Here is a 14,365-nt window from a genome sequence, read left to right on the forward strand (position 1 = left end):
ATTCAAGAAAGAAAGCGGCATGAACCTCAAGGGTGATCCGCTGGCCATGCAGCGCCTGAAAGAAGCTGCCGAGAAGGCCAAGATCGAGCTGTCCTCCAGCCAGCAGACCGACGTCAATCTGCCGTATATCACCGCAGACCAGACCGGTCCTAAGCACCTGAACGTGACGATCTCCCGCGCCAAGCTGGAAGCCCTGGTGGAAGACCTGGTGCAGCGCACCATCGAGCCGTGCCGTATCGCCATGAAAGACGCCGGTATCGATGTCGGTGCGATCCACGACGTGATCCTGGTCGGCGGTCAGACCCGCATGCCGCTGGTGCAGAAGCTGGTGACCGAGTTCTTCGGTAAAGAAGCCCGTAAAGACGTTAACCCGGACGAAGCGGTGGCCATGGGTGCTGCTATCCAAGGCGCAGTGCTGTCTGGCGACGTGAAAGACGTGCTGCTGCTCGATGTCAGCCCGCTGACCCTGGGTATCGAAACCATGGGCGGCGTGATGACCGCGTTGATCGAGAAGAACACCACCATTCCGACCAAGAAATCCCAGGTGTTCTCCACTGCCGACGACAACCAGGGCGCCGTGACCATTCACGTGCTGCAGGGCGAGCGTAAGCAAGCCAGCGGCAACAAGTCCCTGGGCAAGTTCGACCTGGCCGAGATTCCGCCGGCCCCGCGTGGCGTGCCGCAGATCGAAGTGACCTTCGACATCGATGCCAACGGCATCCTGCACGTGGGCGCGAAAGACAAGGCGACCGGCAAAACCCAGTCGATCGTGATCAAGGCCAACTCCGGCCTGTCTGAGGAAGAAATTCAGCAGATGGTTCGCGATGCCGAAATCAACGCCGAGGAAGACCGCAAGTTCGAAGAGCTGGCCACCGCGCGTAACCAGGGCGATCAGCTGGTGCACGCCACCCGCAAGATGATCACCGAGGCGGGCGACAAGGCCACTGCCGACGAGAAAGCCGCCATCGAAACCGCACTGAGCGCGCTGGAAGTGGCGATCAAGGGTGACGATAAGGCTGAAATCGACGCCAAGATGACCGCCCTGTCCGAAGTAACCGCTCCGCTGGCGCAGAAGATGTACGCCGAACAGCCGCAGCCGGGCGCTGCCGCTCAGGGTGCTGAAGACGCCAAGGACGCAGCCGACGATGTCGTCGACGCTGAGTTTGAAGAGGTCAAAGACCACAAATAGGCACAAGTGGGCGCAAGCTTATGCCGCTCTGGCCGGGCGTGACGCGAGTCGCGCCCGGCATGATCCGCCGCGCGGGAGCTTGCTCCCGCGTTGGCGTGTCTGGAGTAGACGATTTAAAGGTGTTGAAGACTTATGGCTAAACGTGACTATTACGAGGTGCTCGGTGTCGAGCGCGGGTCCAGCGAAGCGGAGCTGAAAAAAGCCTACCGCCGCCTGGCGATGAAGCATCACCCGGACCGCAATCCCGACGATAAAGCCTCGGAAGAGAAGTTCAAGGAAGCCAACGAGGCTTACGAAGTGCTCTCCGATGCCGGCAAGCGCACGGCCTATGATCAGTACGGGCATGCCGGTGTCGATCAGAGCATGGGCGGTGGTCCAGGCGGTGCCGGTTTCGGCGGGGCGAATTTCTCCGATATTTTCGGCGATGTGTTCAGCGACTTCTTCGGCGGAGCCGGCGGTCGTGGCGGTCAGCGTGGCGGCGCACAGCGCGGCAGCGACCTGCGCTACACCCTGGAGCTGGACCTGGAAGAGGCGGTGCGTGGCACCACCGTGACCATCCGCGTGCCGACCCTGGTCAACTGCAAGACCTGCGAAGGCTCGGGCGCGAAGAAGGGCACCAGCCCGGTGAGCTGTACCACCTGCGGTGGCATCGGCCAGGTGCGCATGCAGCAAGGCTTCTTCTCGGTGCAGCAAACCTGCCCACGCTGTCATGGCAACGGCAAGATGATCACCGATCCGTGTGGCTCCTGCCACGGTCAGGGCCGGGTGGAAGAGCACAAGACCCTGTCGGTCAAGGTGCCGGCGGGTGTCGATACCGGCGACCGTATCCGCCTGTCCGGCGAAGGCGAGGCGGGTGCCCATGGCGGGCCTGCGGGCGATCTGTACGTGGTGGTGAATGTGCGCGAGCACGCGATCTTCCAGCGCGATGGCAAGCACCTGTACTGTGAAGTGCCGATCAGCTTTGCCGATGCGGCCTTGGGCGGCGAGCTGGAAGTGCCGACCCTGGATGGCCGGGTCAAGTTGAAGATCCCGGATGGCACCCAGACCGGCAAGATGTTCCGTCTGCGTGGCAAGGGCGTTGCCCCGGTGCGCGGTGGCGGTGCCGGTGACCTGATGTGCCGGGTGGCGGTCGAGACGCCGGTCAACCTGGACAAACGTCAGCGTGAGCTGTTGGAAGAGTTCCGCCAGTCGCTGGAAGGCAACAGCTCGAACTCGCCGAAAGCCAATGGCTGGTTCGAGGGCGTTAAGCGCTTCTTTGGCGATTTGTAGTCCGCAGCTGCAGGCGGCAAGCGGCAAGCCTCAGGTGGCTGCTGCCTTGGGCTTGCGGCTTTAAGCTTGCAGCTTGGAGCTGAATTCTATGCAACGTATCGCAGTGATGGGCGCCGCTGGGCGCATGGGCAAGACCCTGATCGAGGCCGTGCAGCTGGTCGATGGCGCGAGCCTGAGTGCGGCGGTCGATCGTGCCGACAGCAGCCTGGTGGGCGCCGATGCCGGTGAGCTGGCGGCACTGGGCAAGATAGGGGTCAGCCTGTCGGGTGATCTGAATGCGGTGCTGGATCAGTTCGACGTGCTGATCGACTTCACCCATCCGTCGGTCACCCTGAAAAACCTGGAAATCTGCCGTCAGGCGGGCAAGGCCATGGTGATCGGTACCACAGGTTTCTCGCCGGAGGAGAAGCAATTGCTGGCCGCCGCCGGCAAGCAAATTCCGATTGTGTTTGCTGCCAACTTCAGCGTCGGCGTCAATCTGTGCCTGAAATTGCTGGATACCGCGGCGCGGGTGCTGGGGGATGAGGTGGATATCGAGATCATCGAAGCCCATCACCGGCACAAGGTCGATGCGCCGTCCGGTACTGCGCTGCGCATGGGCGAGGTGGTGGCCAAGGCCCTGGGGCGTGACCTGCAAAAGGTCGCGGTCTATGGCCGCGAAGGCCAGACTGGTGCGCGTGCGCGTGAAACCATCGGCTTCGCCACGGTGCGCGCTGGCGATGTGGTCGGCGATCACACCGTGCTGTTCGCCGCCGACGGTGAGCGGGTGGAAATCACCCACAAGGCATCCAGTCGCATGACCTTCGCCAAGGGCGCGGTGCGTGCGGCGCTGTGGCTGCAGCAACGCGAGCCTGGGCTGTACGACATGCAGGATGTGCTGGGGCTCAACTGAGGCATTCTGTCGCATAGCGGGGTTGCCTGGGACTTAAGCGCATCTTGCGGTGGACCAAAAAGGCATTTTTCTGTAAGCTTCCCGCTTTAGTGTGTCCACTAAAGTTGCGCAGAATGAATCAGATAAAAAAGCGGGGTGACGGTCGATACGTCATCCCGCTTTTTTACAATCTGCGTTTGCTTCACGTTTTGATCTACGGAGGTTTTCTTGAGTAAGCCAGCCCTAAAACCTGCCATCCTGGCCCTTGCTGATGGCAGCATTTTTCGCGGCGAGGCCATCGGTGCCGATGGCCAAACTATTGGAGAGGTGGTTTTTAACACCGCCATGACCGGCTATCAGGAAATCCTTACCGATCCCTCCTATGCCCAACAAATCGTCACCCTGACCTATCCGCACATCGGCAACACCGGCACCACGCCGGAAGATGCCGAGTCCAACCGGGTCTGGGCTGCCGGTTTGATCATCCGTGATCTGCCGCTGACCTCCAGCAACTGGCGCAACAAGCAGCCGCTGGATGAGTACCTGAAGGAGAACGGTACCGTGGCCATTGCCGGCATCGATACCCGCCGCCTGACCCGCATCCTGCGCGAGAAGGGGTCGCAGAACGGCTGCATCCTGGCTGGCGCTGACGCCACCGAGGAAAAAGCCCTGGACCTGGCGCGCAGCTTCCCCGGCCTGAAAGGCATGGACCTGGCCAAAGTGGTCAGCTGCAGCGAGCGTTACGAGTGGCGCTCCAGCGTGTGGAACCTGCAGGACGACAGCCACCCGGAAATCCCGGCCAGTGAGCTGAAGTACCACGTGGTGGCCTACGACTACGGCGTCAAACTGAACATCCTGCGCATGCTGGTCGAGCGCGGTTGCCGCCTGACCGTGGTGCCGGCGCAAACCCCGGCCAGCGACGTGCTGGCGCTGAATCCCGATGGTGTGTTCCTGTCCAACGGCCCGGGCGACCCCGAGCCCTGCGATTACGCGATCCAGGCGATCAAGGATGTGCTGGAAACCGATATCCCGGTATTCGGCATCTGCCTCGGCCACCAGCTGCTGGCCCTGGCCTCCGGTGCCAAGACCCTGAAAATGGGTCACGGCCACCACGGCGCCAACCACCCGGTGCAGGACCTGGATAGCGGCGTGGTGATGATCACCAGCCAGAACCACGGTTTTGCCGTGGACGAAGCCAGCCTGCCAAGCAACGTGCGGGCGATCCACAAGTCGCTGTTCGACGGCTCCCTGCAGGGCATCGAACGTACCGACAAGGACGCCTTCAGCTTCCAGGGTCACCCCGAAGCGAGCCCCGGCCCAGCCGACGTGGCGCCGCTGTTCGACCGTTTTATCGAAGCCATGGCCAAGCGCCGTTAAGCCCGCCGACTGACCCAAGGATTCGAGCGTAAGCAAATGCCAAAACGTACAGACATAAAAAGCATCCTGATCCTCGGCGCCGGCCCGATCGTTATCGGCCAGGCCTGCGAGTTCGACTACTCCGGTGCCCAGGCCTGTAAGGCCCTGAAAGAAGAGGGCTACCGCGTCATTCTGGTGAACTCCAACCCGGCCACCATCATGACCGACCCGGCCATGGCCGACGCCACCTATATCGAGCCGATCAAATGGTCGACCGTAGCCAAGATCATCGAGAAGGAGCGCCCGGACGCGCTGCTGCCGACCATGGGTGGCCAGACTGCGCTGAACTGCGCACTGGACCTGGAAAAGCACGGGGTGCTGGAAAAGTTCGGTGTCGAGATGATCGGCGCCAACGCCGACACCATCGACAAGGCCGAAGACCGTTCGCGCTTCGACAAGGCGATGAAAGACATCGGTCTGGCCTGCCCGGTTTCCGGCATCGCGCACAATATGGAAGAAGCCTACGCGGTACTCGAGAAGGTCGGCTTCCCCTGCATCATCCGTCCGTCCTTCACCATGGGCGGCACCGGTGGCGGTATCGCCTACAACCGTGAAGAATTCGAAGAGATCTGCGCCCGCGGCATCGATCTGTCGCCGACCAGTGAGTTGCTGATCGACGAATCGCTGATCGGCTGGAAGGAATACGAGATGGAGGTGGTCCGCGACAAGAAGGACAACTGCATCATCGTCTGCGCCATCGAAAACTTCGACCCCATGGGTGTGCACACCGGCGACTCGATCACCGTGGCCCCGGCGCAGACCCTGACCGACAAGGAATACCAGATCCTGCGTAACGCCTCCCTGGCGGTGCTGCGCGAGATTGGCGTGGAAACCGGCGGTTCCAACGTGCAGTTCGGCATCTGCCCAGACACCGGCCGTATGGTCGTGATCGAGATGAACCCGCGCGTGTCGCGCTCCTCGGCGCTGGCTTCCAAGGCCACCGGCTTCCCGATCGCCAAGATCGCCGCCAAGCTTGCCGTGGGTTACACCCTGGATGAGCTGTCCAACGACATCACCGGTGGTCGCACTCCGGCCTCGTTCGAGCCGGCCATCGACTATGTCGTGACCAAGATCCCGCGTTTCGCCTTCGAGAAGTTCCCCAAGGCCGACGCCCGCCTGACCACTCAGATGAAATCGGTCGGTGAAGTGATGGCCATCGGCCGCACCTTCCAGGAATCCATGCAGAAAGCCCTGCGCGGTCTGGAAGTCGGGGTTTCCGGCTTCGATCCGCTGCTCGACCTGAGCGATCCCGAGGCTGAAAGCACCCTCAAGCGCGAGCTGATAGTGCCGGGCGCCGACCGTATCTGGTACCTGGCCGATGCCTTCCGCGCCGGCAAGACGGTCGCCGAAGTGTTCGAACTGACCCGCATCGATGAATGGTTTCTGGTGCAGATCGAAGACCTGATCAAGGACGAAGAGCGGATCAAGACCCTGAATCTGGCCAGCATCGACCGCGATCTGATGTACAAGCTCAAGCGCAAGGGTTTCTCCGATATCCGCTTGGCCAAGTTGCTCGGCGTCTCCGAGAAGAGCCTGCGCAGCCACCGCCACAAGCTGAAAGTGCTGCCGGTATACAAGCGCGTCGACACCTGCGCCGCCGAGTTCGCCAGCGACACCGCCTATATGTATTCGACCTACGAGGAAGAGTGCGAGGCCAACCCGTCGACCCGCGACAAGATCATGATCCTCGGTGGTGGGCCAAACCGTATCGGCCAGGGCATCGAGTTCGACTACTGCTGCGTACACGCGGCGCTGGCGCTGCGTGAAGACGGTTACGAGACCATCATGGTCAACTGCAACCCGGAAACCGTCTCCACCGACTACGACACCTCCGATCGCCTGTACTTCGAGCCGGTCACCCTGGAAGACGTGCTGGAAATCGTCCGCGTCGAGCAGCCGAAAGGCGTGATAGTGCAGTACGGCGGCCAGACCCCGCTGAAGATCTGCCGCGCCCTGGAAGAGGCCGGTGTGCCTATCATCGGTACCAACCCCGACGCCATCGACCGCGCCGAAGACCGCGAGCGCTTTCAGCAGATGGTCCAGCGCCTGCACCTGCGTCAGCCGCCAAACCGCACCGCACGCAGCGAAGAAGAGGCGCTGGCCGCTTCCAAGATCATCGGCTATCCGCTGGTGGTGCGTCCGTCCTACGTGTTGGGCGGTCGGGCGATGGAAATCGTCTACCAGGAAGAAGAGCTCAAGCGCTATATGCGCGAAGCGGTGAAGGTGTCGAACGACAGCCCGGTGCTGCTCGACCACTTCCTCAATTGCGCCATCGAAGTCGATATCGATGCCATCTGCGACGGCGAGACCGTGGTGATCGGCGCGATCATGCAGCATATCGAGCAGGCCGGCGTGCACTCCGGTGACTCGGCGTGCTCGCTGCCGCCTTACTCGCTGCCGGCGCATATCCAGGACGAGATCCGCGACCAGGTCAAGAAAATGGCCCTGGAGCTCGGCGTGGTCGGCCTGATGAACGTGCAGATGGCGGTGCAGGGCGAGGATATCTTCGTCATCGAAGTCAACCCGCGCGCCTCGCGTACCGTGCCGTTCGTCTCCAAGTGCATCGGTATCTCCCTGGCGATGCTCGGCGCTCGCGTGATGGCCGGCAAGACCCTGGCCGAGCTTGGCTTCACCCAGGAAATCATCCCGAACTTCTCCAGCGTCAAGGAAGCGGTGTTCCCCTTCGCCAAGTTCCCCGGCGTCGACCCCATCCTCGGCCCAGAGATGAAGTCCACCGGTGAGGTGATGGGCGTGGGCGACAGCTTCGCCGAAGCCTTCGCCAAGGCCCAGCTGGGCGCCAGCGAGATCCTGCCGAACAGCGGCTGCGCCTTTATCAGCGTGCGTGACGACGACAAGCCACTGGTGGCCGACGTCGCCCGCGACCTGATCGAGCTGGGGTTCGAGGTGGTGGCCACTGCCGGTACCGCCAAGTTGATCGAAGCCGCTGGTCTGCCGGTGCGCCGGGTCAACAAGGTGACCGAGGGTCGTCCGCATGTCGTCGACATGATCAAGAACGACGAAGTCACCCTGATCATCAACACCACCGAGGGGCGTCAGTCCATCGCTGACTCCTACTCGATCCGTCGTAACGCTCTGCAGCACAAGATCTGCTGCACCACCACGTTGGCCGGTGGTCAGGCGATCTGTGAGGCGCTCAAGTTCGGTCCCGAGAAGACCGTGCGCCGCCTGCAGGATCTGCATGCAGGAATCAAGGCATGACTAAATACCCCATGACCGTCCAGGGCGCGCGCGCCCTGGAAGAAGAGCATGCTCATTTGACTAAGGTGGTGCGTCCGAAGCTCAGCCAGGACATTGGCACCGCGCGCGAGCTGGGTGACCTCAAGGAAAACGCCGAATACCATGCCGCGCGCGAGCAGCAAGGCATGGTCGAGGCGCGTATCCGCGATATCGAAGGCCGCCTGCAGCATGCCGTGGTCATCGATGTCACCAGCATCGCCCACACCGGCAAGGTGATCTTCGGCACCACGGTTGAAATCGCCAACGTCGAGACCGATGAAAGCGTGACCTACCAGATAGTCGGTGAGGACGAGGCCGACATCAGGCAGAGCAAGCTGTCGGTCGGCTCCCCCATCGCCCGTGCCCTGATCGGCAAGGAAGAAGGCGACGTGGTGATGGTCAAGACGCCCAGCGGTGCGGTCGAGTACGAGATAGTCGAGGTTCGCCATATCTAAGCCCGGCGTGCACGATGCTGGCGCAATCAGTTGGCTGCTGGCTCAGACTCTCTGGGTCGGCGGCCTCTGGTTGCTGCATTTCCTGCTGCTGCCGGCGATAGCCAAGGCTGGCCTGGCGTCTTTGCTGGTGGAGGAACTGAGCAACACCTTGCGCCCGCTGCTGGTTGGCTTGGCGGCGTTCTGTGCGGGGTTGCAGGTCTTGGTGCTGATTCGCGCGCAGCGCCTGGCGAGCCTGTGGTGCGATAGGCGCGGACAGCTGTTGCTGGTGATCGTGGCGATGGCGGGTAGTTACTTCGCGGTGCGGCAGTGGTTGCCAGAGGCCGAACTTTGGCTGATGTTCAGCTACCTGGTCATGGCTTTTTGCGGTTTATTGCTGGTGTTGCAGCCGGTGCCGAGCGCTTCAGGCGGCAGGGGCTGGGTTTAGCCTGAGCGGCGCGACCCAGCTTAAGCCTTAACCCTGGTGACGATGGATATTCGACAGGTTTTTATTCGGCTTGGGGCTCTTGCGGTAAATCAGGGCCATCTTGCCGATAACCTGAACCAAGTCGGCTTTGCCGGCTTTGCACAGTTCATTGATGGCGGCCAGGCGACCCTCGCGCTCGACTATGCGTAATTGCACTTTAATCAGTTCATGATCGCTCAGCGCGCGCTCCAGTTCAGCCAGCACGCCTTCGGTCAAGCCATTGTCAGCCACTATCAATACGGGTTTCAGGTGGTGGCCGATAGATTTGAATTGTTTCTTCTGCTCTTGAGTGAGCGGCATAATCTGATTCCTGCATTTAATCTGGTAAAAAACGGCGATCAGTTTACCCGAGCGCCTTCGGCGTCGCCCAGATATTCATGCTCTGTACAGTTCGAGGTATTGCGTGGCACGTTCCAAGACCAGTCAAGGTTGGCTGAAAGAGCATTTCAACGACCCCTACGTCAAAATGGCGCAGAAGGATGGCTATCGTTCGCGCGCCAGCTACAAGCTGCTGGAGATTCAGGAGAAAGATCGCATCCTGCGGCCTGGCATCACCGTGGTCGATCTGGGCGCCGCGCCTGGCGGTTGGTCGCAGGTCACCAGTCGGGTGATTGGTGATAAAGGCACCTTGATCGCTTCGGACATATTAGAGATGGACAGCATTCCGGACGTCACCTTTATTCAGGGCGACTTTACCGACGATGCGGTGTTCGCGCAGATCCTCGAGGCGATTGGCGGCAAGCCGGTAGACCTTGTGATTTCCGATATGGCCCCCAATATGAGTGGGGTAAGGGAGTCGGATCAACCGCGGGCCATGTACCTGTGTGAGTTGGCGCTGGATCTTTCGGCCCGCGTATTGCGTCCGGGCGGTGATTTTCTGATCAAGATCTTCCAGGGTGAAGGCTTCGATCTGTATCACAAGCAGGTGCGCCAGATGTTCGACAAGGTGCAGATGCGCAAGCCGCTGTCTTCGCGGGATCGCTCCCGTGAGCAATATATGTTGGCTCGGGGTTTTCGCGGGCTGTGACAGCCGGCAACTCGGGGGCGCTTGGCGAGTCGAATGACGCCTGGTTCTGTGCTTGGCAAATAAAGGGTTACAGACGGCGTCTGCCAGGTGTGGGCGTTGTGTAGTAAGTTAGATCGGTACATAACTGGTCGTCATGCGAAGCACGCTTCGACACGGGGCCTGCTGCAGAGGGTAGCTAATTGAACGACATGGCAAAGAATCTGGTCCTGTGGCTGATCATCGCCGCCGTTTTGGTCACGGTGATGAACAATTTCTCCAGCCCGAATGAGTCTAATAAGCTCAATTACTCGGAATTTATCCAGCAGGTCCAGGATGGCGGCGTCAAGCGCGTGACCGTCGATGGTTTTATCATCAGCGGCGTGCGTAACGATGGCTCGTCCTTCGAGACCGTGCGTCCGGCGATTCAGGACAATGGCCTGATCAAGGACTTGATCGACAACCATGTCGAGATCGTTGGCAAGCAGCCCGAGCAGCAGAGCATCTGGACTCAGTTGCTGGTCGCCAGCTTCCCGATCCTGGTGATTATCGCGGTATTTATGTTCTTTATGCGCCAGATGCAGGGCGGTGGCGGCGGTAAGGGCGGCCCCATGAGCTTTGGCAAGAGCAAGGCGCGCCTGCTCTCGGAAGATCAGGTCAAGACCACCTTCGCCGACGTCGCTGGTTGCGACGAGGCCAAGGAAGAGGTCGGCGAGCTGGTCGAGTTCCTGCGCGACCCAGGCAAGTTCCAACGCCTCGGTGGGCGCATCCCGCGTGGCGTGCTGATGGTCGGCTCGCCGGGTACCGGTAAGACGCTGCTGGCCAAGGCGGTTGCCGGCGAGGCCAAGGTGCCGTTCTTTACCATCTCCGGTTCGGATTTCGTCGAGATGTTCGTCGGTGTCGGCGCCAGCCGAGTGCGCGACATGTTCGAGCAAGCCAAGAAGCACGCGCCGTGCATCATCTTTATCGACGAAATCGACGCCGTCGGCCGCCATCGTGGTGCCGGCATGGGCGGTGGTCACGACGAGCGCGAGCAGACCCTCAACCAGTTGTTGGTGGAGATGGATGGCTTCGAAATGAACGATGGCGTCATCGTCATCGCCGCCACCAACCGTCCGGACGTGCTGGACCCGGCGCTGCTGCGCCCGGGTCGTTTCGACCGCCAGGTGGTCGTCAGTTTGCCGGATATCCGCGGCCGCGAGCAGATTCTCAAGGTGCATATGCGCAAAGTGCCGATGGGTGAGGATGTCGCGCCTGCGGTCATCGCCCGTGGTACCCCGGGTTTCTCCGGTGCCGATCTGGCCAACCTGGTCAACGAAGCCTCGTTGTTTGCCGCACGCGCCGGCAAGCGGGTGGTCGAGATGAAGGAGTTCGAGCTGGCCAAGGACAAGATCATGATGGGCGCCGAGCGCAAAACCATGGTCATGTCGGACAAGGAAAAGCTCAATACCGCGTTCCACGAGGCTGGCCATGCCATAGTTGGGCGTCTGGTGCCCGAGCATGACCCGGTCTACAAGGTGTCGATCATTCCCCGTGGTCGCGCCCTCGGTGTGACCATGTTCCTCCCCGAAGAAGACCGCTACAGCCTGAGCAAGCGTGCCCTGACCAGTCAGATCTGCTCGCTGTTCGGTGGGCGTATCGCCGAGGAGATGACCCTGGGCTTCGATGGCGTCACCACCGGTGCCTCGAACGACATCATGCGCGCCACTCAGTTGGCCAAGAACATGGTGACCAAGTGGGGCTTGTCGGAAAAACTCGGCCCGCTGATGTATGCCGAAGAAGAGGGTGAGGTCTTCCTGGGTCGCAGCATGGGTAGCCCGCAGAGCAATGTGTCGGCCGATACGGCGAAACTGATCGACCAGGAAGTGCGCAGCATCATCGATGGGTGCTATGGCACGGCGAAAAGCCTGCTGCTGGAAAATCGTGACAAGCTCGATGCCATGGCGCAGGCGCTGATGAAGTACGAAACCATCGGTGCCGAGCAGATCGAAGACATCATGAACGGTCTGACGCCGCGTGAGCCGCGTGGCTGGCAGGACGGTGGCGATAGCGGCGGCACGCCCGTGGCGACTGTCGATGCGCTGGGCTCTTCAGATAAACCTATTGGTGGCCCCGCCGCCGAGCATTAAGGTCCTAAATGCCTGTTGTGCAAAACTTTAACCGGCTGCCCTGTGGCAGCCGGTTTCTTGATTTAAGCCGTCCGCAAGTGATGGGCATCCTCAACGTTACCCCCGACTCCTTTTCCGATGGTGGTCGCTATGGTCGGCGCGATGCGGCCTTGCGCCATGCCGAGGCCATGCTGCGCGCGGGCGCGACTCTGATAGATGTGGGGGGCGAATCGACCCGCCCTGGTGCTCGCGCGGTTTCACCGGCGGAAGAGTTGGAGCGGGTAGCACCCGTGGTCGAGGCGATTGCCGCCGAGCTGGATGTGATTATTTCGGTGGATACCTCGACGCCTGCGGTGATACGCGAAACCGCGCGCCTGGGTGCCGGGCTGATCAACGATGTGCGTTCGCTGCAGCGCGATGGGGCCCTGGCCGCGGCGGCCGACAGCGGTCTGCCGGTGTGCCTGATGCATATGCGCGGCGAGCCGAGCACCATGCAGCAGAATCCTCTGTATGCCGATGTGCTGGTCGAGGTGCGTGATTTTCTTGTCGAGCGCATGGCAGCTTGTGCGACGGCCGGTATCGCCGCCGAGCGGCTGCTGCTCGATCCGGGCTTTGGCTTCGCCAAGACCCTGGAGCACAATCTCCGGTTATTCAAGCATCTGGACTCGCTGCATGAATTGGGGCGGCCGTTGTTGGTCGGCGTTTCACGCAAGAGCATGATCGGCAAGGTGCTGGGGCATGAGGTCGGCGAGCGTTTGTACGGCAGCCTGGCTTTGGCGGCGCTGGCGATAACCAAGGGTGCGCATATCCTGCGGGTGCATGATGTGCCTGAGACAGTTGATGTGGTGCGCATGATTACCGCAGTTGAAGCGGCAGAATAAATTAGAGGGACAAGCAGGAATGAGCAGAAAATATTTTGGTACTGACGGCATCCGTGGCCGTGTCGGCGATTTCCCCATTACCCCGGACTTTATGCTCAAGCTGGGCTGGGCCGCCGGCATGGCGTTCCGCAAGCAGGGCAAGTGCCGCATTCTGATCGGCAAGGACACGCGCATCTCCGGCTATATGTTCGAATCGGCGCTTGAGGCCGGGCTTGCCGCGGCCGGCGCCGATGTGCAGTTGCTCGGTCCTATGCCGACCCCGGCCATCGCCTACCTGACCCGCACCTTCCAGGCCGATGCCGGTATCGTCATCAGTGCCTCGCACAACCCGCACGACGACAATGGCATCAAGTTCTTCTCCAGTCAGGGCACCAAGCTGCCGGATGACGTCGAGTTGATGATCGAGGCGTTGCTCGATCAGCCGATGACGGTGGTGGAGTCGGCGAAAATCGGCAAGGCCTCGCGCATCAACGATGCATCGGGGCGCTATATCGAATTCTGTAAAAGCAGTGTGCCGACTAATACCAGCTTTGCCGGGCTGAAGATTGTCATCGACTGCGCCCATGGCGCGGCCTACAAGGTGGCGCCCAGCGTGTTTCGCGAGTTGGGTGCCGAGGTCTCGGTGCTGTCGGCACAGCCGGATGGGCTGAATATCAACGATGGTTGCGGCTCGACTCATATGGGGGCGTTGCAGGCCGAGGTGGTCGCGCGTCAGGCGGATCTGGGGATTGCCTTCGACGGAGATGCCGATCGGGTGTTGATGGTCGATCACACCGGCACCCTGGTCGATGGTGACGAGCTGCTGTTTATCATCGCGCGGGACCTGCATGAGCGCGGCAAGCTGCAGGGTGGGGTGGTCGGCACCCTGATGAGCAATCTGGGGCTGGAGCTGGCTCTGGCCGATCTGGCTATTCCTTTTGTGCGGGCCAAGGTGGGTGATCGCTATGTGATCGCCGAACTGCTGGCGCGTGATTGGCAGCTGGGTGGCGAGGGCTCGGGGCATCTGGTGTGTTTCCAGCACACCACCACTGGCGATGCCATCATCGCCGCGTTGCAGGTGCTGATGGCGCTCAAACGTCGTGGCCAGGGCCTCGCCGAGGCGCGTCAAGGCATGCAGAAGTGTCCGCAGGTGCTGGTCAATGTGCGTTTTGCCGGTGGCGTGGATCCGCTGGAGCATGTCGCCGTGCAGGCGGCCAGTGCGCGGGTGACCGAGCAGATGGCGGGGCGCGGGCGGGTGCTGCTGCGCAAATCCGGTACCGAACCGCTGGTGCGGGTGATGGTTGAAGGCGACGATGAAGGCCAGGTGCGCGGCTATGCCGATGAATTGGCTAAGGTTGTTGCCGAGGTATGTGCTTGATTCGGCTTGCCAGTCCTGAATCGGTTGGGTAACATCTGCGCCCTCTTTGACCGACGAGGTAAAGCATGCGTCGCCCAATGGTTGCTGGTAACTGGAAAATGCACGGTACCCGCGCC

General features: G+C 61.3%; 12 protein-coding genes. 11 read left to right on the plus strand and 1 reads right to left on the minus strand.

The genetic code is table 11. The features are described from left to right. The 7 genes from Q8Q83_RS14290 to Q8Q83_RS14320 form a co-directional block, all read left to right on the plus strand. Nucleotides 1-1,189 (plus strand): Hsp70 family protein (locus Q8Q83_RS14290; protein ID WP_305624789.1); only part of this gene is annotated, 1,189 nt, incomplete at its 5' end. 132 nt (nucleotides 1,190-1,321) lie between these two features. Then, nucleotides 1,322-2,458, plus strand: coding sequence for a molecular chaperone DnaJ (gene dnaJ, locus Q8Q83_RS14295; protein WP_305624791.1), 1,137 nt, complete (start codon nucleotides 1,322-1,324; stop codon nucleotides 2,456-2,458). 88 nt (nucleotides 2,459-2,546) lie between these two features. Beyond that, entirely contained in the window at nucleotides 2,547-3,350 is an 804-nt protein-coding gene (gene dapB, locus Q8Q83_RS14300) for a 4-hydroxy-tetrahydrodipicolinate reductase (RefSeq protein WP_305624793.1), read from the plus strand. A gap of 207 nt (nucleotides 3,351-3,557) precedes the next feature. Beyond that, the gene (carA, locus tag Q8Q83_RS14305; protein WP_305624795.1) at nucleotides 3,558-4,706 is read left to right on the plus strand and encodes a glutamine-hydrolyzing carbamoyl-phosphate synthase small subunit; all 1,149 of its coding nucleotides are present in this window, start codon (nucleotides 3,558-3,560) and stop codon (nucleotides 4,704-4,706) included. Nucleotides 4,707-4,742: 36 nt separating this feature from the next. Further along, on the plus strand, nucleotides 4,743-7,964 hold the full coding sequence (carB, locus tag Q8Q83_RS14310; protein ID WP_305624797.1) for a carbamoyl-phosphate synthase large subunit: 3,222 nt from the start codon (nucleotides 4,743-4,745) through the stop codon (nucleotides 7,962-7,964). Then, entirely contained in the window at nucleotides 7,961-8,437 is a 477-nt protein-coding gene (gene greA, locus Q8Q83_RS14315) for a transcription elongation factor GreA (RefSeq protein WP_305624799.1), read from the plus strand. The genes carB and greA overlap by 4 nt, the downstream gene beginning before the upstream one ends. A 7-nt stretch (nucleotides 8,438-8,444) precedes the next feature. Next, nucleotides 8,445-8,861, plus strand: a complete 417-nt coding sequence (locus Q8Q83_RS14320) for a DUF4149 domain-containing protein (protein WP_305624801.1) — start codon at nucleotides 8,445-8,447, stop codon at nucleotides 8,859-8,861. A gap of 27 nt (nucleotides 8,862-8,888) precedes the next feature. On the opposite strand, the gene yhbY is transcribed toward Q8Q83_RS14320, so the two are convergent. After that, a complete protein-coding gene (yhbY, locus tag Q8Q83_RS14325) occupies nucleotides 8,889-9,200 on the minus strand; it encodes a ribosome assembly RNA-binding protein YhbY (protein ID WP_305624803.1) in 312 nt (103 codons plus the stop codon). A 103-nt stretch (nucleotides 9,201-9,303) separates the two neighbouring features. Between yhbY and rlmE the strand changes: the two genes are divergently transcribed. The 4 genes from rlmE to glmM all read left to right on the plus strand — a co-directional run bounded on the left by rlmE (nucleotide 9,304) and on the right by glmM (nucleotide 14,249). Then, the gene (gene rlmE, locus Q8Q83_RS14330; RefSeq protein WP_305624805.1) at nucleotides 9,304-9,927 is read left to right on the plus strand and encodes a 23S rRNA (uridine(2552)-2'-O)-methyltransferase RlmE; all 624 of its coding nucleotides are present in this window, start codon (nucleotides 9,304-9,306) and stop codon (nucleotides 9,925-9,927) included. A 188-nt stretch (nucleotides 9,928-10,115) separates the two neighbouring features. After that, nucleotides 10,116-12,032 carry an ATP-dependent zinc metalloprotease FtsH gene (gene ftsH, locus Q8Q83_RS14335; protein ID WP_305624806.1) on the plus strand — a complete coding sequence of 639 codons (1,917 nt, stop codon included), beginning with the start codon at nucleotides 10,116-10,118 and terminating at the stop codon, nucleotides 12,030-12,032. A gap of 8 nt (nucleotides 12,033-12,040) precedes the next feature. Next, on the plus strand, nucleotides 12,041-12,892 hold the full coding sequence (folP, locus tag Q8Q83_RS14340) for a dihydropteroate synthase (RefSeq protein ID WP_305624807.1): 852 nt from the start codon (nucleotides 12,041-12,043) through the stop codon (nucleotides 12,890-12,892). Nucleotides 12,893-12,911: 19 nt separating this feature from the next. Continuing rightward, entirely contained in the window at nucleotides 12,912-14,249 is a 1,338-nt protein-coding gene (glmM, locus tag Q8Q83_RS14345) for a phosphoglucosamine mutase (protein ID WP_305624809.1), read from the plus strand. Nucleotides 14,250-14,365 lie beyond the last annotated feature (116 nt).

It is taken from the genome of Pseudomonas sp. (assembly GCF_030696055.1).
GTDB lineage: Bacteria > Pseudomonadota > Gammaproteobacteria > Pseudomonadales > Pseudomonadaceae > Aquipseudomonas.

Excerpts from the sequence above, each read along its gene's own strand:
- dnaJ (WP_305624791.1), top strand. The coding sequence starts at position 1,322 with ATGGCTAAACGTGACTATTACGAGGTGCTCGGTGTCGAGCGCGGGTCC.
- dapB (WP_305624793.1), top strand. The coding sequence starts at position 2,547 with ATGCAACGTATCGCAGTGATGGGCGCCGCTGGGCGCATGGGCAAGACC.
- carB (WP_305624797.1), top strand. The coding sequence starts at position 4,743 with ATGCCAAAACGTACAGACATAAAAAGCATCCTGATCCTCGGCGCCGGC.
- greA (WP_305624799.1), top strand. The coding sequence starts at position 7,961 with ATGACTAAATACCCCATGACCGTCCAGGGCGCGCGCGCCCTGGAAGAA.
- yhbY (WP_305624803.1), bottom strand. The coding sequence starts at position 9,200 with ATGCCGCTCACTCAAGAGCAGAAGAAACAATTCAAATCTATCGGCCAC.
- ftsH (WP_305624806.1), top strand. The coding sequence starts at position 10,116 with ATGGCAAAGAATCTGGTCCTGTGGCTGATCATCGCCGCCGTTTTGGTC.
- folP (WP_305624807.1), top strand. The coding sequence starts at position 12,041 with ATGCCTGTTGTGCAAAACTTTAACCGGCTGCCCTGTGGCAGCCGGTTT.
- glmM (WP_305624809.1), top strand. The coding sequence starts at position 12,912 with ATGAGCAGAAAATATTTTGGTACTGACGGCATCCGTGGCCGTGTCGGC.